The following is a 26,262-nucleotide window of genomic DNA, read 5'->3' as shown; positions in this document are numbered from 1 at the left end:
GAAATGGCCACCCAAAGCTGGGTGGCCATTTCGCGTTAACAGCACACACGAGAACAGGGAACATCATGCCGGAAGAGGAAGAGCGCCGTCCGCGTCGCAACGACGACAGAGGACCGCGCCGAGACCGCCCTTCCGGACCCCGCTCCGACCAGCCACGCCGTGACGGTGGACAGCGTCGCGAGGGTGGCTACAGCCGTGATGGTGGTGTCCCGCGTCGTGAGGGCGGTTACAGCCGTGACGGCGGGCAGCGCGGTGTCGGTGGCTACAACCGTGACGGCGGTGCCCCGCGTCGCGAAGGCGGCTATAACCGTGACGGCGGGCAGCGTCGTGAGGGCGGATACAGCCGTGACGGCGGTGCCCAGCGTCGTGAGGGCGGTTACAGCCGTGACGGTGGTGCCCAGCGTCGTGAGGGCGGTTACAACCGTGATGGCGGGCAGCGCCGCGAGGGGGGCTACAGCCGTGACGGCGGTGCTCCGCGTCGCGAGGGCGGCTACAACCGTGATGGCGGGCAGCGCCGTGAAGGTGGCTACAACCGTGACGGCGGTGCGCCGCGTCGTGAGGGCGGATACAACCGTGACGGCGGGCAGCGCCGTGAAGGTGGCTACAACCGGGATGGTGGTGCCCCGCGTCGTGAGGGTGGCTACAACCGCGACGGTGGAGCGCCGCGTCGTGAGGGTGGCTACAACCGTGACGGCGGTGCCCCGCGTCGTGAGGGCGGCTACAACCGTGACGGCGGTGCCCCGCGTCGCGAGGGCGGCTACAACCGCGACGGTGGAGCGCCGCGTCGTGAGGGCGGCTACAACCGCGACGGTCAGCGCCCGGATCGTTCCCGGTCCTTCCCGCAGCGCGGGGGAGCGGGTCGTGAACGGCCGTTCCAGGCCGCGGACGAGCGCCCCCGGCACAACGATCCCGCCTTGCCGGAGGACGTGACCGCGCGCGACCTGCACCCGTCCGCTCGGAACGAGCTGAAGACGCTGAGCAAGGAGAACGCAGAGCACGTCGCTCGGCATCTCGCGATGGCATCCCGTCTCATCGACGAGGATCCCGCTCTCGCGCACCAGCATGCTCTCGCGGCCTCGCGTCGAGCCGGCCGCATCGCCATCGTGCGGGAGACGCTGGGCATCACCGCGTACGCGAACGAGGACTTCGCGCTCGCCCTCCGCGAGCTCCGTACATACCGTCGGATCTCCGGTAAGGACGACCAGATCGCCCTGATGGTCGACAGCGAGCGGGGCATCGGACGCCCCGATCGTGCGCTCGAGACGGGCCGCGCCGTGGACCGCAGTGAACTGACCACGCCGGTTCGAGTCGCTCTGGCGATCGCCATGTCCGGTGCGCGTCTCGACCAGGGGGACCTGGAACTGGCTTTGGGTGAGCTCGAGATCCCGGAGCTCGACCCCGACCGCGCGTTCGAGTGGAGTCCGGCACTGTTCTCCGCGCGTGCCGCTGTGCTCGAAGACCTCGGGCGCACGGAGGAAGCAGCGTTCTGGGCACACCGCGCCGAGGTCGCCGCGGAAGCGCTCGGAGTCGACGAAGCCGGTGACGAGGAGATCTTCGTCGAGGACGGCCTGATCGACGACATCGAAGACCTCGACGAGGACTCCGACGCCGCCGATGCGGATGCCGGAGCGGAGCCCGACGACGAGAACGAGAACGTCGTCGAGCCCGAGCCGTCGATCGAGGACGAGGTCCGCGAACTGCTCGGCGAGGACGAGACCGACGCGGCCGTAACCGAGGCCGACGAGTCCGTCACCGCGGATTCCGACACCGACGATTCCGACACCGACGAGGGGCGCGACTCCTCGAAGGAGGCCTGAGGCGCGGTGGGGCTGTTCTCGAAGAAGCACGCACAGCGTGCGCCGCTCGACGACGTCGACGCTGTGCTGGCCGATCTCGACGGAGTGGTCTACGCCGGTCCGGGCGCGCTGCCGCACGCGGTCGAGAGCCTCAACAGAGCTGCGGAATCGGTGCGTCTCGGCTACATCACGAACAACGCCTCGCGGACGGATGCCTCCGTCGCCGCGCACCTCAGCAGCCTCGGACTCGACGTCGCCCCGGCCGATGTGATCACCAGCCCGCAGGCGGCGATGCGACTGCTCGCCGGGATAGTCCCCCCGCCCGCCACCCTTCTCATCGTCGGGGGCGACGGACTCGTGGACGAGGCGGAGAAGGCGGGCTACACCGTCACGCGCTCGGCCGAGGACTCGCCGGCGGCCGTGGTGCAGGGCTTCGCCCCCGAGGTGGCGTGGACCGACCTCGCCGAGGCCGCCTTCGCGCTGAAGGTCCCGGAGGACGAGGGCGGCATCCCCTGGATCGCCACCAACACCGACTGGACGATCCCGCGCGAGCGCGGCGTCGCACCGGGTAACGGCACGCTGGTGTCCGCTGTCCACACGGCGATCGGCCGACTGGCGACGGTCGCCGGCAAACCCGAGGTGCCGATCTTCGAGGAGGCCCTGTCGCGCTTCGGCGCCCAGAAGCCTCTGTTCATCGGCGACCGGCTCGACACCGACATCCTCGGCGCAGTGCGCGCCGGGATCGAGTCGGCTCTCGTCCTCACCGGCATCGACCGGCCCAAGCACGTGCTGGCCGCGCCCGAGGGATCGCGGCCGACCTACATCCTCCGCGATCTTCGGGACCTCCACGAGCCGTATCCGACCGTCTCGGTGAAGGACGGCATCCACTCCGTGAACGGTGCGTCCGTGCGTGTCTCGGGACCCGATGTGGAGATCCTGGCTGAGGGAGACGAGCAGATCGATCTGCTCCGCGCCGGCGCGTCCGCGATCTGGGCGTCCGGGACCCCGGTCTTCGTGCTCCGAGTGCCGGAGCGCCTCTACGACGACCCGTTCCACCGCCCCTGACGACGGCCGTGCGGCCGTCGTGGCTCCGGCCCGCTGTCGCAGCCGCCGCGTACAGTAGAGACGTGAGCGATGAGACGACGAACGAGCCGACCGACGGTCTGTGGAGTCGCCTGCGCCTGATCGAAGGGCAGCCGTTGGCTGCGCGAGCAGACGCGTACTCCGGGTTGCACGACGAGCTGTCACGCCGCCTCGACAGCGGCGCGCGCCTCGATCAGCGCGACGCCCCTGGCGCGCGATGACGCGACTCGACGCCGCCCTCGCGACGCGGGGACTCGCTCGTTCGCGAACACACGCCGCATCGCTGATCGCGGACGGCCTCGTGAGCGTCGACGGGCGCCCCGTGGTCAAACCCTCGACCCCGGTCCTCGACACGGCCGAGATCACCGTCGCTGGCGCCGATCACTACGTCGGCAGGGCGGCCCACAAGCTCATCGCCGCTCTCGACGGGTTCGACATCGCCGTCGACGGGCGTCTCGCGCTCGACATGGGCGCTTCGACGGGTGGCTTCACGCAGGTGCTCCGCGAGCGCGGTGCGCGGTCGGTCCTCGCCGTCGACGTCGGACACGACCAGCTCGCGGCATCCGTCGCCGCTGACCCCGGGGTCGTGCTGGTCGAGGGCTACAACGTGCGTCATATGACGCCAGACAATCTCCGCGTCGCGACGGGCGAGCCGCAGGCGCCCGACCTCGTCGTCGGAGACCTGTCCTTCATCTCCCTCGAACTGGTGCTGCCCGCCGTCGCGGCAGTGGCCGCGCCTGCCGCCGACATCGTGCTGCTCGTGAAGCCGCAGTTCGAGGTCGGCCGCACGGCGGTGCGCGGCGGACTCGTGACGGATCCCGCGACTCGCGCGGACGCCGTCGCGAGGGTCGTCTGGAGCGCCTGGGATGCCGGACTGGGGATGCTCGGCATCCTCCCATCGCCGATCCTCGGCACGCACGGCAACACGGAATATCTCGTACACCTCGCTCCGGGCCGGGGCACGGATCCGTCAGAATGGTCGGAACGCATCAACGCACTGGCAGGGGGCCGATGAACGAGCGCAACATCCTGGTCGTCGCCCACGCCCGACGCACGGACACCGTCGAGGCGGCTCGCCGCGTGGTCGAGGCGCTGCGCGAAGCGGGAGCGCGTCCGGTGCTGGCGGGCGATGACAGTGCTGATCTCAGCACGGTCGATCCCTTCTTCGCCGACGTCGACGTGCTCGGCGACACCGTCGCCCAGGAGGACCTCGAGCTCGCGATCGTGCTGGGCGGAGACGGGACGATCCTGCGCGCGGCGGAGCTGGTGCGCGGGTGTTCTGCACCCGTCCTCGGCATCAACATGGGCCATGTGGGCTTCCTCGCAGAGATCGACCGCGACGACATGGACGCCGCTGTGCGCCGCGTCATCGACCGCGACTACGACGTCGAGGAGCGGCTCGCCCTCGCGGTGCGGGTGAAGGATGCGGATGGCGCGGTCGTCTACGAGACCTTCGCGCTGAACGAGGCGACCGTCGAGAAGGGCAGCCGCGAGCGCATGATCGAGGTCGTGCTGGAGATCGACGGGCTGCCGCTGTCGAGCTTCGGCTGCGACGGCATGGTCGTGTCGACCCCGACCGGATCCACCGCCTACAACTTCTCCGCCGGGGGACCGGTGATCTGGCCGACGGTCGAGGCCATCGCCGTGGTGCCGCTGTCAGCGCACGCCCTCTTCGCGAAGCCGCTCGTGGTGAGCCCCGACGCCGCCGTCGCGATCGAGATGCTCGACGGGACCACCGGTTCCGGCATCCTGTGGTGCGACGGCCGTCGATCGCACGACCTGCCACCCGGCGCGCGGGTCGTGGTGCGACGGTCCTCCCGCCCCGTGCGACTGGCGCGTCTGCACACCGCCGAGTTCACGAACCGTCTCGTGCGGAAGTTCCAGCTCCCAGTCGCGGGCTGGCGCGGACAGGGGGCGGGCGCGTGATCGAGGAGATGCGGATGCAGGGGCTCGGCGTGATCGCCGACGCCGTCCTCCCGCTGGGTACGGGCTTCACCGCGATCACCGGCGAGACCGGCGCTGGCAAGACCATGGTCGTGACCGGACTCGGGTTGCTGCTGGGCGCACGGGCCGACTCAGGCGCCGTGCGCGCCGGCGCCTCGCAGGCCTCGGTCGCCGGGGTCTGGATCGTGCCGGAGAAGGGCGAGGTCGCCGATATCGTCGCCGACGCCGGCGGTGAGCTCGAGCCGGCCGGCGGCGGGACCGCCGAGCTGTACGTCTCCCGCACCCTGAGCGCGGAGGGACGCAGTCGCGCGAGCGTGGGCGGACGGGCTGCGCCGGCGGGAGTGCTCTCGTCCTTGGCCGACGAGCTCGTCGTGGTGCACGGGCAGTCGGAGCAGCTGCGGCTGCGGTCGGCCGTCGCTCAGCGCGAAGCGCTCGACAGGTTCGGCGGCGCCCCGATCGCGACCGCGCTCGAGGCGTACGCGGCAGCCTTCGCGCGCTGGCGCGAGCTGGATGCCGAGATCGCCGACATCACGGAGAACCGGGACCGTCGAGCCGAGGAGGCCACGAGGCTGCGCGAGGCGCTCGCGCTGATCGAGGCGACAGCCCCCGAGCCCGGTGAGGACATCGAGCTCACCGCTCGTGCCGAGCGTCTCGCCAACGCCGAAGACCTGCGCCTGGCCGCCACGCTCGCGCACAACGCCCTGTCGAACGAAGAGGGCGAGCCCGATGTCTCCGCTCTCGTCGCGGAGGCGCGTCGATCCCTCGAGCGCGTGACCGACCCGACTCTCACCGACATCACCGAGGGTCTCGCCGACATCGGCTACCGCGTCGCCGACCTCGCCGGGCAGCTCTCGGCCTACCTCGCCGACCTCGACGAGTCCGGCCCGCACGAGCTGGCCGCCGTCGAGGAGCGCCGCGCGGCGCTCGGCGCGCTCGTGCGCGCCCACGGGTCGCTCGACGAGGCACTCGAACTGTGGCGCACCGGGTCGAACCGACTCGCCGAGCTCGACGACGACGGAGACCGCCTCACCCGGCTCGAGGCCGAACGCGACACCGCGCGCCTCGAGCTCGACGGGCTCGCGGCCGCATTGACCGCAGAGCGCACAGCAGCCGCTGCGCGTCTCGGTGCCGCTGTGACGGAGGAGCTGCACGCCCTCGCGATGCCCGACGCGACGCTCGTAGTGGCGGTCACCCCTGGAGCGGAGAGCGCGCACGGTCGCGACGACGTCGGCATCCTGCTCGCGCCGCATCCGGGGGCCGAGCCCCGCTCCGTGTCGAAGGGCGCGTCGGGCGGCGAGCTCTCGCGCGTCATGCTGGCCATCGAGGTCGTCATCGCCGGCACCGATCCCGTTCCGACGTTCGTGTTCGACGAGGTCGATGCGGGCATCGGCGGAGCCGCGGCGATCGAGGTCGGTCGGCGACTCGCCCGACTCGCCGAGAAGTCGCAGGTCATCGCAGTGACCCATCTCGCACAGGTAGCGGCCTTCGCGAACAACCACCTCTCGGTCGTGAAATCCCACGACGGAGCGGTCACCGCCTCCAGCGTCCGCCGACTCGAGGGAGAGGAGCGGGAGGCCGAGATGGCCCGTCTGCTCTCCGGACTCGCTGATTCGGACGCCGCACTCACCCATGCCCGCGAACTTCTCAGCCTCGGCGTCTGAGCGAACTGTTAGGATAGAAGCCCGTGATGAACTCTTCTTCTGCGGGGCCCAAGAACGACACGACCAAGCACATCTTCGTGACCGGTGGTGTCGTTTCGTCTTTGGGCAAGGGGCTCACCGCGGCCAGCCTCGGCAACCTGCTCACCGCTCGTGGACTCCGCGTCGTGATGCAGAAGCTCGACCCGTATCTGAACGTCGATCCCGGCACGATGAACCCGTTCCAGCACGGTGAGGTCTTCGTCACCGATGACGGCGCCGAGACCGACCTCGACATCGGCCACTACGAGCGCTTCCTCGACATCAACCTGTCGCAGGCGGCGAACGTCACCACGGGTCAGATCTACTCGCAGGTCATCGCGCGCGAGCGGCGCGGCGAGTACCTCGGCGACACGGTGCAGGTCATCCCGCACATCACCGACGAGATCAAGCGACGCATGCGCCTGCAGGCGACCGAGGACCCGCAGCCCGACGTCATCATCACCGAGGTCGGCGGCACCGTGGGCGACATCGAGTCGCAGCCGTTCCTCGAGTCCGCGCGGCAGCTGCGTCACGAGCTCGGCCGCGACAACGTGTTCTTCGTGCACGTCTCGCTGGTCCCGTTCATGGGGGCCTCCGGCGAGCAGAAGACCAAGCCCACGCAGCACTCGGTGGCAGCTCTCCGCCAGGTCGGCATCCAGCCCGACGCGCTCGTGCTGCGCAGCGACCGCCCCGTCAGCGAGAGCAACCGCAACAAGATCGCGCTCATGTGCGACGTGGACGCCGAGGGCGTCATCAACACGGTCGACCTGCCGAGCATCTACGACATCCCCTCGACGCTCAACGAGCAGGGCCTGGACTCGTACATCGTGCGCCGCCTCGGTCTGGACCAGAAGGCCGAGGAGGTCGACTGGACGCGCTGGAACCGGGTCCTGCACGCCGTGCACAACCCGAAGCACGAGGTCACGATCGGGCTCGTCGGCAAGTACATCGACCTGCCCGACGCCTACCTGTCGGTCACCGAGGCGATCAAGGCCGGCGGCTTCGCCCAGGAGACCAAGGTCAACATCCGGTGGATCCCGTCCGACCTGTGCGAGACGCCCGACGGCGCCAGGGAGCAGCTCGCCACGCTCGACGGCATCTGCGTGCCGGGTGGCTTCGGGATCCGCGGCATCGAGGGCAAGCTCGGCGCGCTGAAGTTCGCGCGCGAGCAGGGCATCCCGACCCTCGGCCTGTGCCTCGGCCTGCAGTGCATGGTCATCGAGTACGCGCGTGACGTCGCCGACATCGCCGGCGCGTCGTCGACAGAGTTCGACCCCGAGACCAGCGAGCCGGTCATCGCGACCATGGCCGAGCAGGTCGAGATCCTCGACGGCGGCGACCTCGGCGGCACCATGCGGCTCGGCCTCTACCAGGCCGCGCTCGCGGAGGGATCCCTGGCCCGCGAGGTCTACGGCGCTCCGATCGCGTCCGAGCGCCACCGCCACCGCTACGAGGTCAACAACGCCTACCGGTCGCGTCTGTCCGAGGCGGGACTCGTGTTCTCGGGGCTGAACCCCGAGCTCGACCTCGTCGAGTACGTCGAGCTGCCGCGCGACGTGCACCCGTACTACATCGCCACGCAGGCCCACCCCGAGCTCCGCTCGCGTCCGACCGACCCGCACCCGCTCTTCCGCGGCCTGGTCGGTGCGGCGATCGAGCGGCACCGCGCGAGCGAGCTGTTCGACGTTGAAGCCGATGCCTGAGAACCCCGTCGCCGCGGGCGAGCTCCGCGACGAGGCCTTCGAGCCCGAGGTGCTGCAGAGCGACCTCGCGTTCGAGGGCGCCGTCTGGAACGTCCGCGACGACCGCGTGCGCTACGGCGACGGCGAGATCCGCCGCCAGTACGTCGAGCACACCGGCGCCGTGGCGATCCTCGCGCTGGATGACGAGGGGCGGGTGCTGCTGATCCAGCAGTACCGGCACCCGATCCGTCACCGCGACTGGGAGCTGCCCGCCGGCCTGCTCGACGTCGACGGCGAAGAGCCGCTGGCCGCCGCACAGCGGGAACTGGCCGAGGAGGCCGATCTCGTGGCCGCTCACTGGGAGCCGCTCGTCTCCTCGTGGACCACTCCCGGCGGCAACGACGAGGCGATCCACATCTTCCTCGCGACCGGGGTCTCGGCAGCGCCGTCGGCGCACGAGCGTGAGGACGAGGAGGCCGACATCCGCGTCGAATGGGTTCCGCACGACGCGGTGATCGCGGCGGTCATGGAGGGGCGGATGCGCAACGGCATCCTCACCATCGGCGTGCTGGCGACCGCGCAGAGGCTGCGCGACCGGGCCTGAGCATGCAGCTCGACCGTGCGCTCGACTCGTACCTGCGCCATGTCACGATCGAGCGCGGTCTGAGCGACCACACGATCGCCGCCTACCGGCGCGATCTCGCCGGCTATCTCGAGTGGCTGACCGCCGACGGCGTCAACGATACGGCGGAGATCACGCCAGCGATCGTGGGGCGCTTCATCGCGGAGCGGTCGTCCGCCGAGCCCGCGCCGGCGGCGACGAGTCTTGCGAGGCTGCAGTCGTCGGTGCGCGGGTGGCACCGCTTCCTCGCGCGGGAGGGCATCGAGAACGACGATCCGAGCGGACGTCTGCGACCGCCGAAAGCGCCGCGTCGGCTGCCGAAAGCCCTCACCATCGACCAGGTCGAGCGCCTGCTGGCCGCCCCGTCGGCAGAAGAGCCGATCGGCATCCGAGATCGTGCCCTGCTCGAGCTCCTCTACGCGACCGGAGCGCGTGTCTCGGAGGCGGTGAACCTCGACGTCGATGACGTCTCGCACGGCGACGTGCTGCGGCTGCGCGGCAAGGGGTCGAAGGAGCGCATCGTGCCCGTCGGCTCGTACGCCCGCGCCGCCGTCGACGCCTACCTCACGCGTGTGCGGCCGGGTCTCGCCGCGAAGGGCCGGGCCTCGGCGCGGCTGTTCCTCGGAGCTCGCGGAGCGCCTCTGTCGAGGCAGAGCGCGTGGCTCGTGATCAGGGAAGCCGCGGAGCGTGCCCGGATCACGTCGGAGGTGTCACCCCACACGCTGAGGCACTCGTTCGCGACCCACCTGCTGCAGGGCGGCGCCGACGTGCGGGTGGTCCAGGAACTGCTCGGGCACGCCTCGGTGGCCACGACGCAGATCTACACCCACGTGTCAGTCGACACGCTGCGCGACGTCTACGCGACCTCGCATCCTCGGGCGCGCTGAGGCCGGTCTCCGCGCGCCGAGGGCTCTCGCCGATGCCCCGCCCGCTACAATCGACCAAGCACGAGGGAGCAGGAGAAGCGGTGGCGGAGAAAGCGGCGAAGTCCAGGGCGAAGGCACGGAAGGCCGACGAGACACCCCTCGGACCGACCGGCCGGCCGTATCACGGGTTCCCCACTCCTGAGCCGCTGGCCTCGCACGGACCGGCTCGCATCATCGCCCTCTGCAACCAGAAGGGCGGCGTGGGCAAGACCACGACGTCGATCAACCTCGCCGCAGCCCTCGCGGAGTACGGCCGCAAGGTGCTCGCCGTCGACTTCGACCCGCAGGGGGCGCTGTCGGCGGGTCTCGGCATCCAGACGCACGACGTGACGACGATCTACGATCTGCTGCTCGACACGAAGCGCGACGCGCACGAGGCGATCGTGCACACGAGCGTCGACGGCCTCGACGTCATGCCCGCCAACATCGACCTCTCAGCCGCGGAAGTGCACCTCGTCAACGAGGTCGCGCGCGAGACGATCCTCGCCCGGGTGCTTCGTCAGGTGGCGGGGGAGTACGACGTCATCCTCATCGACTGCCAGCCGTCGCTGGGTCTGCTGACGGTGAACGCGCTGACCGCCGCCCACGGCGTCATCATCCCCCTCGAGTGCGAGTTCTTCGCGCTCCGCGGCGTCGCACTGCTCATCGAGACGATCGACAAGGTGCGCGACCGGCTGAACCCGTCCATCACCATGGACGGCCTGCTCGCCACGATGTACGACCCGCGCACGCTGCACTCGCGCGAGGTGCTGGAGCGCGTGGTCGAGGCGTTCGGCGACGACGTGCTCGAGACCGTCATCGGCCGGACCGTGAAGTTCCCCGACGCGTCCGTCTCCGGCGTCCCCATCACCGAGTTCGCTCCGGAGCACGCCGCCGCCCAGGCGTACCTGCGGCTGGCGCGGGAGCTGGTCGCCCGTGGCGCCGTCGCCTGACGAGACTCCCGAGACGCTCACGTCCGTTGGACCGGACGAGGCGACAGCCGCGGCATCCGACTCGGCGTCGGCCGAGTCCGAGGCGGGGTTCCGGGTCTCGCTCTCGAACTTCGACGGGCCGTTCGACCTGCTGCTGAACCTCATCTCGAAGCACGAGATGGACATCACCGAGGTCTCGCTGAGCGCGGTCACGAACGAGTTCATCGCCTACCTGCAGCACCTGGACGACGACGAAGAGCTCGATCAGGCATCGGAGTTCCTCGTCGTGGCCGCCACGCTGCTCGATATGAAGGTCGCGGGACTCCTCCCGCAGGGAGAGCTGGTGGATGCCGAAGCCGTGGCGCTCCTCGAAGCGCGCGACCTGCTGTTCGCCCGGCTGCTGCAGTACCGCGCGTTCAAAGAGGTGTCGGCCTGGTTCTCGCGCTGCCTGCAGCGGGAGGATCGCCGGCACGTTCGGGCGGTCAGGCTCGACGAGAAGCACCGCACGCAGACGCCCGAACTCGTCTGGTCGCTCAGCGTCGACGACTTCGCGGCCCTCGCATTGCTCGCGTTCGCGCCGAAGGAGATCCCGCACGTCGGCCTCGACCATCTGCACGCCCCGCTCGTCAGCATCCGCGAACAGGCGGCGATCGTCGTCACGCTGCTGCGCGGCACGGAGTCGCTGAGCTTCCGCGAGCTGGTGTCCGGCATCCGCGAACCGGGCATCGTCGTGGCCCGGTTCATCTCCGTGCTGGAGCTGTACCGGCACGCCGCACTGAGCTTCGAACAACTGGAACCGCTCGGCGAGCTGACGCTGCGCTGGGCCGCCGACTCCTGGTCGGACGAGACACTCGCGAGCCTGGGGGCCGACTATGACCGATGACCTGACTGCGCCCACCGAGCAGGAGGAGGCGGCACCGACGGCTGCGCTCGAAACCCCTCTGGCAGAGCGGATCGAGGCGATCCTGCTGATCATCGACGAGCCCATCGGCCTGGTCGCTCTCGCCGCCGCCGTCGGATCTCCGGTGGCGGCGGTACGCCAGACGATCGAGGCCCTCGTCGACGATTACGACGGCCGGGGCAGCGGTCCGCGGCGCGGCTTCGAGCTGCGCGAGGTGGGCGGCGGGTGGCGTCTCTATGTGCGCGAGGACCACGACTCCCTCGTCGCCGAGTTCGTCGGCGGTCAGGCGCCGGCGCGGCTGTCGCAGGCCGCGCTCGAGACCCTCGCGGTCATCGCCTACAAGCAGCCCGTCACGAGGAGCCAGGTCGCGTCGATCCGCGCGGTCAACGTCGACTCGGTCGTGCGCACGCTCCTCGCACGGGGACTGATCACCGAGCTCTTCGCCGACGCGGAGACGGGGGCGATCAACTACGGCACCACCGACGCGCTGCTGCAGCACCTCGGGATCAACTCCCTCGACGAGCTGCCCCCGATCTCCCCGCTGCTCGACGACGGCGCCGACGGTTTCGACGAAGGAGTGGTCCGATGATGGAAGACGCGAGCTCTGCGCCCGAGGGCGTCCGACTTCAGAAGGTGCTCGCAGCGGCCGGCGTCGCGTCGCGGCGCGTGGTGGAGCAGTACATCGTCGAGGGCCGCATCCGGGTGAACGGTCGCACCGTGACCGAGCTCGGCACGAGGATCGACCCCGAGACCGATCTCGTCGACGTCGACGGAACAGCGGTGCAGCTCGATGTCTCCAAGCGCTACGTCATGCTCAACAAGCCGACCGGCGTCGTCAGCAGCATGCGCGACGAGAGCGGGCGCCCCGACCTTCGCCGGTTCACGAAGGACTACGAGGAGCGTCTCTACAACGTCGGCCGTCTCGACGCCGAGACCAGCGGGCTGCTCGTCCTCACGAACGACGGCGAGCTCGCGCACGTACTGGCGCACCCGTCGTTCGGCGTCACCAAGGTGTACATCGCCAAGGTCGACGGACCCGTGACGGCCCAGACGATCTCGAAGCTCACCAAGGGGATCGAGCTGGAAGACGGGCCGATCGCGGCCGACAAGGCGCGTCTCCTCGACACGTCGCGAGGGTCGAGCCTCGTGGAGCTGACGCTGCACTCCGGTCGCAACCGCATCGTGCGCCGGATGATGGCGGCCGTGGGTCACCCCGTCACGGAGCTCGTCCGGCGACAGTTCGGACCCCTGCACCTGGGAACCCTCCCGGCCGGCCGCACGCGCGAACTGAGTAAAATAGAACTCGGTGCGCTGCTGACTCTCGCGCGCCGTTATTCCGGTGTCGCCGCGGCGCCAGGCGAGCAGCAGGAGAACGAGTGACCGAGACGACGAGTGCGCCCGGCGGGGCGCCGACGACCGGCGTGTCCGCGCCGCGCGTCGCGACCCGTCTGTCCGGCACCGTGCGCATCGTCGGCGCCGGCCTGCTCGGCGCGAGCATCGGGCACGCGCTCCGGGCGAAGGGCGTCGACGTCGTGCTCGCCGACACGTCGCCCGCACAGCTGCGTCTTGCGATCGACTACGGCGCTGGTCGGGCGGCGACGGATGCCGACACCCCCGCGCTCGTCGTGGTGGCCGTGCCGCCCGACGTCACCGCCGATGTGATCGAAGCCGAGTTGGCGCGATTCCCCGACGCCGTGGTGACGGATGTCGCGAGCGTCAAGCTCGAGCCCTTCCTCGCCCTGCAGAAGCGCGGCGTCGACATCACCCGCTACATCGGCTCCCACCCGCTCGCCGGTCGGGAACGCGGCGGAGCGATCTCCGCCCGAGCCGACCTCTTCATCGGACGACCGTGGGTCGTGTGCCGGGATGAGGACACCAAGGCCTCCGATCTCGCTCTCGTCGAGGCGCTCGCGCTGGATGTCGGAGCGATGCCGCTGGAGATGACTCCGGAGGAGCACGACCGGTCGGTCGCGCTCACATCGCACGTGCCGCAGGTCGTCGCGAGTCTGCTCGCCGCGCGGCTCGCCGTCGCCGACGAGGGCGCATTGCGCCTTTCTGGCCAGGGCGTGCGCGATACGACGCGCATCGCGGCATCCGCGCCCGAGCTGTGGGTGCAGATCCTGGGCGCGAACGCCGGACCGGTCGTGGAGATCCTCGACGCGCTGGCAGAAGACCTCCGCGAGGTGTCGGATGCGCTGCGGGTTCCCGACGCCCCCGGAGCGCGGCGCGTGGTCGCGGAGACGATCAAGCAGGGCAACGACGGGGTCGAGCGTCTGCCGGGCAAGCACGGCCAGAACCGTCGCTTCGAGAGCCTCGTCGTCATGGTCGACGACACGGCCGGACAGCTCGGTCGACTGTTCGGGGAGCTGGGCGAGCTCGGTGTCAACGTCGAGGATCTGCGTCTCGAGCACTCGCCGGGCGCACAGTTCGGCCTCGCCGAGATCAGCGTCGACCCCGCTGCACTGCACGGGGCGATCACCGGACTCCAGGAACGCGGCTGGCGGATTGCAGGGACCACCAATGACTGACTTCATCGCGATCGACGGGCCCGCGGGGTCCGGCAAGTCGAGTGTCTCGAAGGCGGTCGCGCGCCGGCTCGGATTCGGGTACCTCGACACGGGCGCGGCCTATCGGGCCCTCGCCTGGCACGTGCTCGACCGCGGTGCCGACACCGATGACGCGGAGTCGGTGCGCGTCGCGGCATCCGAGTTCCCGATCAGGCTGGGGCTCGACCCCGACGACCGCACCGTGCTCGTGGGTGACTCCGACGTGACCGACGCGATCCGTGAGCCGCGCGTCTCGGGCGCGGTGAGCGGCGTAGCCCGCGTGCCCGAGGTGCGCGAGCAGGTCAATCGCCTGTTCCGCGCGCTCGTCGCCGAGGCTCCGTACCCGGCTGTCGTCGTGGAGGGTCGCGACATCACCACCGTGGTCGCGCCCGACGCGCCGGTCCGGATCCTGCTCACCGCCGCACCCGAGGTGCGCGCCGCTCGCCGCGCGGGCGAGCTCGCGGGCGAGAACGCCCAGGCCGTCGCCGAGGCCCTGCACAAGCGCGACGCCTGGGACAGCGCGGTCGTCGACTTCCTCAACGCCGCCGACGGCGTCGAGGTCGTGGACTCGACCGCGCTCGATTTCCCCCAGACCATCGACGCCGTGCTCGCGGTGATCGAACGACTTCGAGGAGCACACCGTGGCTGACGACGAATACGAAGGCGGCCCCGACCAGCTCGCCGAGAAGATGGACGCACTCGACGAGGAGCTGGCCGAACAGCGCGCGGAGACTCTGCGCGCCGGTCTCGCCGACTACGAGCTCGACGACGAGGATGCCGCGCTCCTCGCCGGCGTGACGCTCGGCGAGGACGGCATCCAGTTCCTGCCCGCGTTGCCCGTCGTGGCGATCGTGGGGCGCCCGAACGTCGGCAAGTCCGCGCTCGTGAACCGCATCCTCGGCCGTCGCGAGGCCGTCGTGGAGGACACCCCTGGTGTCACGCGCGACCGCGTCACGTACAAGGCCGAGTGGAACGACCGTCGCTTCACGCTCGTCGACACCGGCGGGTGGGAGCCCGACGCGAAGGGCATCGACCGCTCCGTGGCCGCCCAGGCCGAGGTGGCGATCGACCTGTCGGACGTCGTCCTCTTCGTCGTCGACGCGATGGTCGGCGCCACCTCCACCGACGAGCACGTCGTGAAGCTGCTGCGCAAGAGCGGCAAGCCCGTCTTCCTCGTCGCCAACAAGATCGACGACAGCCGCCAGGAGCCCGAGGCCGCCGCGCTGTGGAACCTCGGTCTCGGCGAGCCGCATCCCGTCTCCGCGATCCACGGCCGCGGTGTCGCCGACCTGCTGGACGCCGTCCTGAAGAAGCTGCCGGACGTATCGGCCGTCGCGAAGGCCGAGATCGGCGGGCCGCGCCGGGTCGCCATCCTCGGTCGCCCGAACGTGGGCAAGTCCTCGCTGCTGAACAAGGCGGCGGGGGAGGAGCGCGTGGTCGTGAACGACCTCGCCGGCACGACCCGCGATCCGGTCGACGAGATCGTCGAGCTCGGCGGCAAGCTGTGGACGCTCGTCGACACGGCCGGCATCCGTCGCCGGGTGCACATGGCGCAGGGCGCCGACTTCTACGCGTCGCTGCGGACCTCGGCCGCGCTCGAGAAGGCCGAGGTCGCCGTCGTCGTGCTCGATGTCTCGGAGACGATCAGCGAGCAGGATGTGCGCATCATCGACCTCGTGCTCGAGTCGGGCCGTGCGCTCGTGCTCGCATTCAACAAGTGGGACCGTCTGAACGACCTCGACCTCGAGAACGCCGACCGCCGTCGGTACCTGGAGCGCGAGATCGAGCAGGACCTTGCGCATGTCGCCTGGGCCCCGCGCGTGAACATCTCGGCGAAGACCGGCCGTCACCTCGACAAGCTCGTGCCGGCGCTCGAGACCGCGCTGGAGAACTGGGACCGTCGTATTCCGACGGGCAAGTTCAACGCCTTCCTCGCCGAGCTCGTGGCCGAGCACCCGCACCCGCTGCGCGGCGGCAAGCAACCCCGCATCCTGTTCGGCACTCAGGCGTCGACGCGTCCGCCGACGTTCGTGCTGTTCACGACCGGGTTCCTCGACCCGGGGTACCGCCGCTTCATCCAGCGACGTCTGCGCGAGCTCTACGACTTCGAGGGCACGCCGATCGTCGTCAACATGCGCGTCCGCGAGAAGCGCCAGCGCTAGTCATCGAGCCTCGACGGGCCGTGCGCTTCCCGCGGGCGGCCCGTCGCTGTTCCCGCGTGTGACCGGCGCGGGTGCCGATGCCCGGATGCTGTGAAAAGCTGAGGGGGTGACTGTCGTTCCTCCTGCCGCCGGTGAACCCCGCCGTCCGTCCGGGCCTCGCGATCCCGGCGATGCCTGGGTCGTGGCGCCGTCGGGTGAGAAGTACTGGGGTCGATTCGGCGCGGCGGGCCTGCTGGCGGTGGATCCCGAGCGCGGGATCCTGCTGCAGCACCGCGTCGCGTGGAGTCATTTCGGGGGAACCTGGGGTCTGCCCGGCGGCGCGCTGCACGAGGGCGAAAGTGCGATCGTCGGGGCGGTTCGCGAGGCTCAGGAGGAAGCGGGCGTGCCGGATGCCGCCGTGCGGCCTCGATTCACGAGCGTGCTCGATCTGGACGTCTGGTCGTACACGACGGTGATCGCCGATGTCGTCGAGCCCTTCGACCCGGTGATCAGCGACCCCGAGAGCGTGGCGCTGGAGTGGGTGCCTCTCGACGAGGTCGACGCTCGCCCGCTGCATCCGGGTTTCGGGCGGGCGTGGCCGACGCTGCGGGCGTTGCTCGCGGTGCGCCCGTCGCTCGTCGTCGATGCGGCGAACGTGGTGGGGTCGGTGCCGAACGGCTGGTGGAAGGATCGCGCGGGCGCCGCGCGTCGGTTGGCGGAGAGCCTCAGCGGGCTGTCCGTGGCGGGGTCCGACATCGACCTCGGCGGCACTGCCTGGTTCCCCCCGATCGCGCTCGTCGTCGAGGGGGCGGCGCGGGGCATCGATGCTCCCGACCCCGACGCCGATGACGACGACGCGCTGCTTCCGGCCGGCGTGGTCTCGCTCGTGGAGGCGGATGCCGGAGGGGATGACGCGATCGTCGCGGAGGTCGAGCGCCGGGTCGCCACCGGTGCGTACGTGGTGGCGGTCACCAGCGATCGCGAACTGCAGGCGCGGGTCGCGGCTGCCGGCGCCGCCCAGGTGCGGTCCTCCGGCTGGCTGCAGGGAATTCTCGCCGACGCGAGCTGATTCGGTTGGCGCTCACACGAACATCACTCGCCGTCGCGGGGGATCGACGTAGGTGCGCCCGAGCGGACTCTCCCAGGTCACACTCCTGTCGGGGAGCTGTCGTGCGGTCCATCGGTGCCGGGGGTCGACGTCGGGATGCTTGAGCGAGTGATGCGTCGTGCAGAAGTGGCTCAGATTGTCAAGACGGGTGCGACCGCCGAGTGCGTGGTCGTGGTTGTGGTCGATCTCGCATCGGTGCACCGGCATACGACAACCAGGGAATCGACAGTGCTGGTCGCGAGCCCGCAGATGTCGGCGCATCGCCTCGGTGGGAGTGTATGTGTCGGTCTCCACGACCTGCCCGGCGGGATCGAGGAACAGGCGGGACCAGCCCGTGTTCCGGCCCGCGAGCGCCCGGGCGATCGCGGGATCCAGCGGACCGTGCCCGTCGAGTTCTGCCGGCCTGTCGTCGGCGCCGATCAGCGTGCTCGCTGCGACCGTCACCTGGATCCGCGGCTGCACGGCGTCGAGTCCCGAGCCGAGTTCGGCGCTCGGGACCGAGACGAGGAGCAGATCTGCGAAGAGATCCGCGCGGATCTGGTCGAGCGTGCGGTCGTCAGCGGGGAGGTGCTCGATATCGGGGCTGCCGGGGTCCGTGAGCGGGTCGACGAGCCCGGCGAGAGGATCGACGGTGAAGGTGCCGTTCTCGCCGAAGATCACTGAGCCCGCGGCGGGCGAGTCACGTCGGGGGTCGTCGGGTGCGAGGTCGTCGACGGTGATCTCGTCGCTGCAGTCTTCGAGCGGAGGCAGGGTCGGCTCGGCATCCGCTCGGCCGCGCACGACTTCGCGCGCCATGCGTGTGAGCCGATCGGCGATCGCGACGGCGAGCCATTCCGGCAGCACGGCGGTGAGGAGCGCGAGCCCGTCGTCGACAGAACGCACGGAGACGCACCGCTCCGACTCCGCGCGACGGTGTCGCTCGACGACGGTCTCGCCCGCGAGTGCCGCGGCGACCTGGCGTGCGTGCGCCCGCGTGCGGGCGGCGGTCTCCTTCTCGGCTACCACGAGAACGGCGGTCTCGAACAGCGTCAGCGTTTCGGCATCCACTCGGCCGTTGCGAACGGCCTCAGCCACGACAGCGCTGGCGCGAACGATCTCGCGCACGTGTCCTGCGGTGATGTCGCCCGCCCGGAATGCGGCGCGCGTCGCGGGAAGATCGCGCGACAGGGTGCGAGCGTCGGTGAAGGACTGCTCCACCGTTCCGCGGGGGAGGTGAGCCGCGGCCGAATACTCGGAGAGCATCGATCGGTAGATCGCGTCGCGGTGGAACGGGCTCTCGGCGACATCCGTTTCGTGCACACCGACCCGCGCGATCAGCAACTCGGTCGCTTCGGCCTCGAGCGCCGCGATCTGCCGCCTCTTGCGCACCCACCCGTCGAGCAGGCTCTGTCGCTCTCGGAGGTCGAGATCGAGGTCGGTCGGCGTGTCCATGTTCCTATCTTAGAACATATGTTCGACGAAAACTGGGTCAATCGAGGAAGATACCGGCCTCCTCGTCGCCTCGTCCGCGAAGGCGATCGATGTCGCGGCGCTCCCGCTTCGTCGGGCGTCCGGCTCCGCGATCGCGGACTCCGATCATCGCCTGCGGTTCGCGAGCGGGCGTGCGGTCTTCGTACGCCGCGGCGGCGAGCGGTGCGCCTACGCGCTTCACGAGGAGCTGGCGCACGACCAGGATCCGATCGAACCCGGCGATGCGCACCCTCACCTCGTCGCCCACGCGCACCTGTTGCGCGGCCTTCACTTTGTCGCCGTTGAGGCGCACGTGACCGGCGCGGCAGGCGGTGGTGGCGGCCGAGCGCGTCTTGTACGCGCGCACCGCCCACAGCCAGCTGTCGATCCGAACCGCGTCGACCATCAGGACTCGACGGTGACCTGGGTGATCTGGCCATCGGGGCCGAGATGCACGGCCGGCCAGTACCCGTCGGGGAAGTGCGCGCCGCAGGTATCGGTGAAATGGAGCACGATGGTGCCGTCCTCCGAGGCTTCGATGGTCTCGAGCGTGAGATCCGTCGCGGCGGCGTCGAGATCCGCCGGTTCGGGGGAACCCTGGCTGAACGCCGTGACGACGGCATCCGTCGCCAGCCGGCGCAACGAGGCGAGAGCGGAGAGCGTCTCGCGGACGCGGGGGACGAGCGCTCGCGCTTCGTCGGCCGTGGTGCCCTCGAGCATGATCTCGAGGTCGGCATCGTCGACCGTGGCCGTGCCGGCGTACCAGTCATGAGTCAGGACCGTGCCGTCGCTCATCTCCGTCGTCGCCCGGGCGAGCACGCCCAGCTCAGGGTCGTCGATGATCGGATGCTCGTTGCTCATGGTTCCACGGTACTGGCGCATGCCGTCATGCGGTCACGTCCAGGGCTACGAGGGGACGACCCGCCTTCAGCTCGCCGCGCGGTTCGAACCCGGCTGCCATGAAAGTGCTGAGCGTGCCGTGGAACAGTTCGTTGCTGCGCTGCGTCGCGCCGCCGGTGTCGACCGGATACCCCTCGACGACTCGGGCGCCCGACTCGCGGGCGTACTCGACAGCGGCATCGAGCAGGGCGCGGTTGAGTCCCCTGCCGCGGTGCTCGCGCCGCACGACGAAGCAGCTCACCGCCCAGACGCTGTCGTCGTCGAACGGCTCCTGCGTCGCTGCGACGATCGCCCGTGTGTGGGCGAGCCGCCGCTGGCGGGCTCGCGGACCGATGCGGATCCAGCCCGCCGCCTCGCCGTCGACATAGGCGATGAGTCCCGGCGGGGGACCGGCATCGATCTCGGCACGGAACATCTCCACGCGCTCGGGGGTCGTGGTCTCGTTCCAGTCCTTGTTCCGCAGCATCGGCCAGATGCACTGGCAGCTGGCACCGTCGCCGCCGCCCGTGAGCGCGCGCTGCACGTCGTCCCACCGCGCGGTCGTCGCCGCCTCTGTCGTGATCGTCGCCATGGTCCGACGCTACGCCCGGGCTCCGACACGGGGCAACGCCCGGGAGGCAGTCGGTTCGCGGAGGCGTCGCCGGTCAGGCTAAGATAGGGGAGTTGCCTGCGCGAGAGTGCAGAACAACGGGCTGTGGCGCAGCTTGGTAGCGCACTTGACTGGGGGTCAAGGGGTCGCAGGTTCAAATCCTGTCAGCCCGACCAACAAGCCCCGGAGAACCGCAGGAATCATGCGGATCTCCGGGGCTTTATCCATCACCCGATCTGTCCCGCTCCCACATCCGGTCCTCCAACAAACGAAATGCGTTCTGTCGGACGGAACACCCACGTGCACCCATGATCGAAGTCGACCTCGATCGCGCCTGCACGATGACGGATCTCGTCGACTCGCCCCAGTTCTGTGTCGCGACCGACGTCATGGTGCGTCAGAGCGCTGGCACTTTTGACGATGCGAACGCCAGTCGTCGTGGCGGCGGGAACGGGCGGAGTGCACCGAGTGCAGCGACTGTACGGACCGATCAGCTCGATCTCAGAGGCATGTACTGTGACGCCGCCAGGTGCCCCCGCATCATGATCGGAGCCGGGGCATCCCTCGACGTGGATCATTCCTGACCTCGACTGGATCAGCGTCACCTCATCACCCATGACCAGATCGTGGCATAGAAGAGGGCTCCTCGGTAGCTAAGCAAGCCTTTTACTTGGCTAGCGAAAAAATGCGGCTGCACCTCTCACGACTCGCACGAGTGAAAAAGCTCCTCAGTCCTCCGCCTCCAGTAGGACCGCCAGTTCCACCGTCCACCGGGTCTTGCGGCGCTCGATCCGCGGGCCGGTGCGCAGAATCTCCAACCTCCCGGCCCACGCTCCCGTCTCCGGATCCGCGTCGAACCGGCGGCTCTGCTCCGGCACCCACGCCAGCAGCGCCTTGTTCGCCTGCATCGAGCTGCCTCGGTAGGCGAGCAGTGCGTAGTCGCCGGCCGGTGCCGATCCCGCGCGCACCCGCTCGCTTCCCGACAGCTCTACCGACGTGTCGAGCACGCCGACCTCGATGTCCATGTCGCCGGCCATGTCCACGGTGTGCAGCCGCAGGAAGAACGGCCCACCCGGTTCGACCCCGTGTTCGTCGAGCCATCGGGCGAGCTCGTCGATCAGGGAGTCTCGCACCGCCAGCATCCCGCGGAAGGGCGTGACGAGACGGATGCCGACGGTCGGCCGCTCCGGCCGGTGTTCGATACGCGGGCCGTCCTGAATGTCGAGATGCGCCATATGCCCATGATCGTCGGGTCGAGCTCCGAGAAGAAGGGCGAACGCGCCCGGCAGCTCAGGCTTGGTGCACTGTCCGTCCGCCGATCACGGTGCGCACCACCCTCGCGGTCAGCAGCGCACGCTGTCCCTCAGCGAACGGATCGACGTCCACGACGGCGAAGTCCGCGGCCTGACCCGCGGCGATGCGGCCACGCCATTCCCCGTCGCCGACGGATGCCGCGGCATCCCGCGTGCCGTGGATCACGGCGCGCTCGAGCGGCAGGGCGAACTGCGGATGCACAGCCGCGAGTTCAGGGTCGAGCGCCGAGGCGCGCGTCGCCGCGACGTACATGTTCGCGAGGGCGTCGAACGGCGCGGTGGGCGCGTCGGTGGAGAAGGCGAGCAGAGCGCCGGCGTCCTCGTACTCCGGCCAGGCGAACGCCCGGTCCACCCGCGAGTCGCCCAGCTGCTCGGCCCAGTTCGCGAAGATCGCCGGATCCGCGTGCACGGGCTGCATGGACGCCGTGACGCCGAGTCGCGCCATCCGCTCAGCCGTTCCCGGGGCGGCGTATTCCAGATGCTCGATGCGGTGCCGTCGCTGCCGCGGTCCGTTGTCGGAGTGCGCGTGCTCGATCGCATCGAGTGCCAGGCTGCTCGCGGCGTCACCGATCGCGTGCAGCGCGATCTGCAGCCCCGCGGCGTCGGCGGCGGCGACCACGGGGAGTAGCCGGTCACGAGGCCAGATCGTGTCGGCGTTCGAGCCGTCCGCATACGGAGCCCTCATCGCGGCCGTGCAGGCGTCGATCGTGCCGTCGAGCACGAGCTTGATGCCGACCACCCGCACTCCGTCGGTCTCCGCCGCTGCGAGCTCTGCCGCCTCCGTGACCTGCGCGAGGTTCGCCTCGTCGTCGCCCGTATCGTTCACGAACCAGTGCGCGGCGATCCGCAGCGGCTGCGCACCCCGGGCGCCTGCGCGCGCCAGCGCCTCGAGACCCAGACGGTCGAATGCCATGTCGACGGCACCGGTCACGCCGGCCGCGAGGTAGGCGCCGACGACGCGGTCGACCGCGGCATCCCGCTGCGCGTCCGTGGTCGTGGCATCGCGGTGGGCCCAGGCGTACTGCTGGGCGGCGGTCTCGTACAGCATCCCGGTCGCCTCTCCCGCTGCATCGCGCTCGATGCGACCGCCCAGCGGGTCGGGAGTGTCCCGCGTGATGCCCAACGCGGTGAGCCCCGCCGAGTTCACCCAGCACGAGTGGTAGTCGTTGGCGTCGAGGAAGACCGGGATGTCGTCGACGACCGTGTCGATCATCGCGGCGGTCGGCGCGCCGCCCGGTATCGCGTCGAAGAGCCATCCTCGGCCTCGCAGCACGCCGTCGGCCTCGGCGCGAGCCGCGCGGAGTCGGCCCTGGATCTCCTTCAGCGTGCGGGCGTCGGTGAGGCCCACCTGCCCGAGCGCCTCGCCGGTCATCAGCAGGTGCGTGTGCGCGTCGGTGAAGCCTGGTACGACGAGGTGGCCGCCCAGGTCGACGGTCTCATCGGCATCCGGCGCGTCCGCTTCGGAGCCGACGAAGACGAAGGCGTCGTCGTCGACCACTGCGCAAGCCGCCCAGAGCGGCTCGTCGGCCGTGAAGATGCGGGCGTTCGTGTACAGGATGCGTGTCATGCGGGGGACTCCGTGATCGAAGCGCGCTCGAGGCGCGTGGACAGCAGGGCGATCGCGCCCGTGGGTACGGCGAGCACGAAGCTCGCGATGCCGAGGGCGATGGCGAATCCCTGGAATCCGAGCACACCGACCAACGCCGCTCCGATCACCGGGGTCAGGGCGGAGCCGACGAGGTAGACGGCGAGCAGGGGTCCCGACCACCGCCCGTCGGCGTCCAGCGCGGCGGAGGTCGCGACGAAGTACATGAAGGCGATGGCATAGATCGTGTTCCACGCGATGAAGACGATGATGAACGCCGTCGCATCGGTGGTGAACCCTTCGGCGATCTTGAGCGCACCGCCGGTGAGCAGCAGGACAACGAGGGGAACGGCGCGGCCGAGCCGCGACCCCACGGCCATCAGCAGCAGCGATCCGAGGAGTCCGCCCGCCGTCGCGCCGCTGAGCGCGATGCCGAGACCCTCCGGCGAGAGTCCTGCCTGCTCGGCGCCCATCACCCCGGCCATGGCCCACAGCGAATCCTCGCTCGCCGCCCACAGCGCGAAGACCAGAAGGAGACCGAATCCCGCGATCGTCACCACGCGGGACCGTGCGGGCGAGACCTTCAACGTGCCGGTCGGCGGCACCTCGATGGGCATGGCCTCGGCGACGGCGGCGCCGGCGTGCGGATCGACCACGGGGGCTGCGGGCAGCCACGCGGTGACCGCGAGACCGATCACGCAGAACAGCGCGAGGGCGCCGAACACGTCGAGGGGAGCGAGGCCCATGAGCGGGATGACGGCGAGGACGACCGTGATCACGCCGCGGTTCGCGAGTCCGTTGAAGCCCGCCACGCGGTCGGGGTTCCGGAAGGCGGCGAGTGCCGCACCGGATGCTGCGACCGCACCGCCTGCCCCGATGCCGCCGGCCAGCAGAGCAGGCAGGATGGCCCCGGGGAGCAGGGCGGCCGTGGCGAATCCGAGCGCTCCGAGTGCGAGGCCGGCGCGCGCGACCGTGCGCCGGTGAGCCCCCGCGCAGAGGGGCGCGATCGCCAGGCCGGTCACCGCGGTCAGCAGGAGCGTGGCCGTGACGAGCCAGCTCGCACCGAGGACATCGATGCCGAGCCCGGTCTGCGCGGCCGTGATCATGTAGGGCGAGAGATTGACGCCGAGGTAGCCGGCGATGCCGATGGCGAAGGTCGCCGTGGCGGTGGGCACGCGCAGGGGAACCCGCGTGCTGAGGTCGATGACGGTCATGAGGCTCCGGGAGGAAGGGGCACGTCGCTGTGCGGAGGGAGGCGCGGGCGCCACGGGTCAGGCGCGATCCATAAACGAATAGTGTTCGTCAACGAATGGTGTTCACTATTATGCACAGGAGGGATGCCGAGGGGAACAGTCTTCTCGACATCGCACGACGACCGAGAGCGAGCACCATGCCCCGACCGACGACACCGCTGCTGTCGCCTGACATCATCGGCGCGGCCGGCTTGGAGCTCTCGCGGGCCGGCGAGCCTTTCGGGGTCAACGCCATCGCACGCCGGCTCGGAGTGCGCCCCTCCTCGCTCTACAACCACGTCGACGGGATGGACGGCATCGTGGAGCTCATGCGGGGCCGTCTGATCGAGGATTACCGCGTCGCCCCGAGCGGGGAGGCGTGGGACGAGTTCCTCGTGGACCTGCTCCGCGCGCAGCGCAGGATGTACGCCGATCACCCACAGCTCGTGCCCCTGCTGATCGGCAAGACGATCACGCATCCCGCCGTCATCGCCGCGTACGACGATCTCGCCACTGTGCTCGTCGAGGCCGGTTTCCCCGAGGACGAGGTGCTCACGGTCATCGCGGTGATCGACGCCTTCGCCATCGGCTTCGGTCTCGATCTGGCGTCGCCGGACGACGTGTGGGCGCCCGATGGCGAGACCCGCACGCTCGGCAGGATCCTCGACGGGGCGGTCCGTGGCGATGCGCGCGCCGACCGCACGTTCGAGGTCGGGATGTCGCTGCTCGTCGAGTCGCTGCGGTCGCGCCTGCGGCCCTGATCAGCGAGCGAGCGCCCCTACGAGTGCCGCCAGCCCCTCGGCGTCGTGCGGCGCATGCCCGCGAGCGTCGTTGTCGAAGTAGACGTAGACGTCGCGGGGGAGTCCGTCGCTCGCGCCCGAGCCGTCGGCCCAGGCGCCCACGATGCCGGCCCATTCCGCCAGCTCGGCCGCCGTGTATCCGCTGTGATACAGCATCTGCGCACCGTGCAATCGGACGTACGCGAAGTCGCTGGTGAGGGCGTCGAACCGGGGCCACCGGCCGGCGGTGTCGGCGGCGACGAGGGCGGTGCCGTGCCGCTGCAGGAGCTGCAGCGCCCCCGGGTCGGCGAAGGTGTCGGATCTCGGTTCGAGCGCGTAGCGCAGGGGCCGGTCCTCCTCGATCTCCAGCCACGCGCGGCCGTCGAGTCGCTCGTCGTGCCGCCTCGCGAGCTCGAGAGCCTCGCCCGTCGACGAAGGGAGGCTCGAGAGGAACGCCTCGAGGACGCCGGGGTCATAGGTCTGCCGTTCCGGGAGCTGCCAGAGGATCGGTCCGAGCTGGGCGCCGAGGGCGAGGACGCCGGATGCGAAGAAGTTCGCCAGTCCCTGCTCGGTGTCGCGCAGGCGGAGCATGTGCGTCACGTACCGGGAGCCCTTCACGGCGAAGACGAAGCCCTCCGGCACCTCCGACCGCCACCGGCGATAGCTCTCCGGACGCTGCAGCGAGTAGAACGATCCGTTGAGCTCCGCGCTGGAGAAGTGCTCGCCGATGTACTCGAGCTCTCGGCGTTGCGCGAGACCCTTGGGGTAGAAGTCGCCTCGCCAGCTCGCGTACTTCCAGCCGGAGACGCCGATGCGGATGCGACCGTTCGGTCGGGCTGCGGTCATGGGTGCACGATCCTCCCTGAGGGACCGACGCTACGGCGTGCGCAGTCCGCGAGGACCGGGCTTGACGGACGCCGAACGGCACAGTACGCGACGGCGAGGCGGGATCGGGACTGGTTGCCCTCTCGAGTCATCCGCCCCAGTTCAGATCGCTCGAGAGGGCCCACCGTCCTACCCGGACGGAGGGGGAGGGCGGCGAAGATCTCGCTGCTCTCTTCGGCTGTTCTCCCCAT

27 protein-coding genes and 1 tRNA gene are annotated in these 26,262 nt (G+C 70.2%); 19 read left to right on the top strand and 9 right to left on the bottom strand.

The window, feature by feature from the left end; translation table 11 throughout:
• Positions 1-35: 35 nt before the first annotated feature.
• The gene (locus RAC81_RS14810; protein ID WP_375083067.1) at positions 36-902 is read right to left on the bottom strand and encodes a hypothetical protein; all 867 of its coding nucleotides are present in this window, start codon (positions 900-902) and stop codon (positions 36-38) included.
• 12 nt (positions 903-914) lie between these two features.
• On the opposite strand from RAC81_RS14810, the gene RAC81_RS14805 reads away from it, so the two are divergent.
• From RAC81_RS14805 to RAC81_RS14725, 17 genes are all read left to right on the top strand, one after another.
• A complete protein-coding gene (locus tag RAC81_RS14805) occupies positions 915-1,817 on the top strand; it encodes a hypothetical protein (protein WP_375083066.1) in 903 nt (300 codons plus the stop codon).
• Between the two features lie 6 nt (positions 1,818-1,823).
• Positions 1,824-2,861: an HAD-IIA family hydrolase gene (locus RAC81_RS14800; RefSeq protein WP_375083065.1), complete on the top strand. Its 1,038-nt coding sequence runs from the start codon at positions 1,824-1,826 to the stop codon at positions 2,859-2,861.
• Positions 2,862-2,923: 62 nt separating this feature from the next.
• Positions 2,924-3,100 (top strand): hypothetical protein, encoded by a 177-nt coding sequence (locus RAC81_RS14795; RefSeq protein WP_179297633.1) that lies wholly within the window; start codon positions 2,924-2,926, stop codon positions 3,098-3,100.
• Positions 3,097-3,894: a TlyA family RNA methyltransferase gene (locus tag RAC81_RS14790; protein WP_375083064.1), complete on the top strand. Its 798-nt coding sequence runs from the start codon at positions 3,097-3,099 to the stop codon at positions 3,892-3,894. Before RAC81_RS14795 ends, RAC81_RS14790 begins: the two co-directional genes overlap by 4 nt.
• The gene (locus RAC81_RS14785) at positions 3,891-4,805 is read left to right on the top strand and encodes an NAD kinase (protein WP_375083063.1); all 915 of its coding nucleotides are present in this window, start codon (positions 3,891-3,893) and stop codon (positions 4,803-4,805) included. The genes RAC81_RS14790 and RAC81_RS14785 overlap by 4 nt, the downstream gene beginning before the upstream one ends.
• Positions 4,802-6,484 (top strand): DNA repair protein RecN, encoded by a 1,683-nt coding sequence (gene recN, locus RAC81_RS14780; RefSeq protein ID WP_375083062.1) that lies wholly within the window; start codon positions 4,802-4,804, stop codon positions 6,482-6,484. Before RAC81_RS14785 ends, recN begins: the two co-directional genes overlap by 4 nt.
• A gap of 26 nt (positions 6,485-6,510) precedes the next feature.
• Positions 6,511-8,205 carry a CTP synthase gene (locus tag RAC81_RS14775; RefSeq protein WP_375083061.1) on the top strand — a complete coding sequence of 565 codons (1,695 nt, stop codon included), beginning with the start codon at positions 6,511-6,513 and terminating at the stop codon, positions 8,203-8,205.
• Positions 8,198-8,788 carry an NUDIX domain-containing protein gene (locus RAC81_RS14770; protein ID WP_375083060.1) on the top strand — a complete coding sequence of 197 codons (591 nt, stop codon included), beginning with the start codon at positions 8,198-8,200 and terminating at the stop codon, positions 8,786-8,788. The genes RAC81_RS14775 and RAC81_RS14770 overlap by 8 nt, the downstream gene beginning before the upstream one ends.
• Before the next feature lie 2 nt (positions 8,789-8,790).
• Positions 8,791-9,693 carry a site-specific tyrosine recombinase XerD gene (gene xerD / locus RAC81_RS14765; protein ID WP_375083059.1) on the top strand — a complete coding sequence of 301 codons (903 nt, stop codon included), beginning with the start codon at positions 8,791-8,793 and terminating at the stop codon, positions 9,691-9,693.
• An 80-nt stretch (positions 9,694-9,773) separates the two neighbouring features.
• Positions 9,774-10,664: a ParA family protein gene (locus RAC81_RS14760; protein ID WP_096715719.1), complete on the top strand. Its 891-nt coding sequence runs from the start codon at positions 9,774-9,776 to the stop codon at positions 10,662-10,664.
• Positions 10,648-11,526, top strand: coding sequence for a segregation and condensation protein A (locus RAC81_RS14755; RefSeq protein ID WP_375083058.1), 879 nt, complete (start codon positions 10,648-10,650; stop codon positions 11,524-11,526). Before RAC81_RS14760 ends, RAC81_RS14755 begins: the two co-directional genes overlap by 17 nt.
• Complete coding sequence (gene scpB, locus RAC81_RS14750; RefSeq protein ID WP_375083057.1) at positions 11,516-12,133, top strand: SMC-Scp complex subunit ScpB; 618 nt, start codon at positions 11,516-11,518, stop codon at positions 12,131-12,133. Before RAC81_RS14755 ends, scpB begins: the two co-directional genes overlap by 11 nt.
• Positions 12,130-12,924: a pseudouridine synthase gene (locus RAC81_RS14745; RefSeq protein WP_375083056.1), complete on the top strand. Its 795-nt coding sequence runs from the start codon at positions 12,130-12,132 to the stop codon at positions 12,922-12,924. Before scpB ends, RAC81_RS14745 begins: the two co-directional genes overlap by 4 nt.
• A gap of 41 nt (positions 12,925-12,965) precedes the next feature.
• Positions 12,966-14,072 carry a prephenate dehydrogenase gene (locus tag RAC81_RS14740; protein WP_375083070.1) on the top strand — a complete coding sequence of 369 codons (1,107 nt, stop codon included), beginning with the start codon at positions 12,966-12,968 and terminating at the stop codon, positions 14,070-14,072.
• The gene (gene cmk, locus RAC81_RS14735) at positions 14,065-14,739 is read left to right on the top strand and encodes a (d)CMP kinase (RefSeq protein WP_375083055.1); all 675 of its coding nucleotides are present in this window, start codon (positions 14,065-14,067) and stop codon (positions 14,737-14,739) included. The genes RAC81_RS14740 and cmk overlap by 8 nt, the downstream gene beginning before the upstream one ends.
• Positions 14,740-14,779: 40 nt before the next feature.
• Positions 14,780-16,252, top strand: a complete 1,473-nt coding sequence (gene der, locus RAC81_RS14730; protein ID WP_375083069.1) for a ribosome biogenesis GTPase Der — start codon at positions 14,780-14,782, stop codon at positions 16,250-16,252.
• A gap of 106 nt (positions 16,253-16,358) precedes the next feature.
• Complete coding sequence (locus RAC81_RS14725) at positions 16,359-17,300, top strand: NUDIX domain-containing protein (RefSeq protein ID WP_375083054.1); 942 nt, start codon at positions 16,359-16,361, stop codon at positions 17,298-17,300.
• Between the two features lie 12 nt (positions 17,301-17,312).
• On the opposite strand, the gene RAC81_RS14720 is transcribed toward RAC81_RS14725, so the two are convergent.
• The 4 genes from RAC81_RS14720 to RAC81_RS14705 are packed head-to-tail and all read right to left on the bottom strand — an operon-like array spanning position 17,313 to position 20,259.
• Positions 17,313-18,770: a DUF222 domain-containing protein gene (locus RAC81_RS14720; RefSeq protein ID WP_375083053.1), complete on the bottom strand. Its 1,458-nt coding sequence runs from the start codon at positions 18,768-18,770 to the stop codon at positions 17,313-17,315.
• 37 nt (positions 18,771-18,807) lie between these two features.
• Positions 18,808-19,194 (bottom strand): RNA-binding S4 domain-containing protein, encoded by a 387-nt coding sequence (locus tag RAC81_RS14715; RefSeq protein ID WP_375083052.1) that lies wholly within the window; start codon positions 19,192-19,194, stop codon positions 18,808-18,810.
• Complete coding sequence (locus RAC81_RS14710) at positions 19,194-19,649, bottom strand: hypothetical protein (RefSeq protein WP_375083051.1); 456 nt, start codon at positions 19,647-19,649, stop codon at positions 19,194-19,196. Before RAC81_RS14710 ends, RAC81_RS14715 begins: the two co-directional genes overlap by 1 nt.
• Positions 19,650-19,674: 25 nt before the next feature.
• Positions 19,675-20,259 carry a GNAT family N-acetyltransferase gene (locus RAC81_RS14705; RefSeq protein WP_375083050.1) on the bottom strand — a complete coding sequence of 195 codons (585 nt, stop codon included), beginning with the start codon at positions 20,257-20,259 and terminating at the stop codon, positions 19,675-19,677.
• Between the two features lie 117 nt (positions 20,260-20,376).
• On the opposite strand from RAC81_RS14705, the gene RAC81_RS14700 reads away from it, so the two are divergent.
• Positions 20,377-20,453 (top strand) — tRNA-Pro (locus RAC81_RS14700).
• Positions 20,454-21,005: 552 nt separating this feature from the next.
• On the opposite strand, the gene RAC81_RS14695 is transcribed toward RAC81_RS14700, so the two are convergent.
• From RAC81_RS14695 to RAC81_RS14685, 3 genes are read right to left on the bottom strand one after another with little or no spacing between them, the layout of a single operon-like run.
• The gene (locus RAC81_RS14695; RefSeq protein WP_375083049.1) at positions 21,006-21,512 is read right to left on the bottom strand and encodes a GyrI-like domain-containing protein; all 507 of its coding nucleotides are present in this window, start codon (positions 21,510-21,512) and stop codon (positions 21,006-21,008) included.
• Positions 21,513-21,567: 55 nt separating this feature from the next.
• Positions 21,568-23,157 carry an amidohydrolase gene (locus RAC81_RS14690; protein ID WP_375083048.1) on the bottom strand — a complete coding sequence of 530 codons (1,590 nt, stop codon included), beginning with the start codon at positions 23,155-23,157 and terminating at the stop codon, positions 21,568-21,570.
• Entirely contained in the window at positions 23,154-24,389 is a 1,236-nt protein-coding gene (locus RAC81_RS14685; RefSeq protein ID WP_375083047.1) for an MFS transporter, read from the bottom strand. Before RAC81_RS14685 ends, RAC81_RS14690 begins: the two co-directional genes overlap by 4 nt.
• A 176-nt stretch (positions 24,390-24,565) precedes the next feature.
• Between RAC81_RS14685 and RAC81_RS14680 the strand changes: the two genes are divergently transcribed.
• The gene (locus RAC81_RS14680) at positions 24,566-25,168 is read left to right on the top strand and encodes a TetR/AcrR family transcriptional regulator (protein ID WP_375083046.1); all 603 of its coding nucleotides are present in this window, start codon (positions 24,566-24,568) and stop codon (positions 25,166-25,168) included.
• Here the strand turns inward: RAC81_RS14680 and RAC81_RS14675 are convergent, their stop codons facing one another.
• On the bottom strand, positions 25,169-26,032 hold the full coding sequence (locus RAC81_RS14675; RefSeq protein ID WP_375083045.1) for a DUF72 domain-containing protein: 864 nt from the start codon (positions 26,030-26,032) through the stop codon (positions 25,169-25,171). It abuts the gene before it with no gap.
• Positions 26,033-26,262: the final 230 nt, after the last annotated feature.

The organism is Microbacterium sp. CR_7, from assembly GCF_041954755.1.
Taxonomy (GTDB): Bacteria; Actinomycetota; Actinomycetes; order Actinomycetales; family Microbacteriaceae; genus Microbacterium.
The sequence above is the reverse complement of the archived record's forward strand: the minus strand, read 5'-3'. Positions and strand labels throughout refer to the sequence as shown.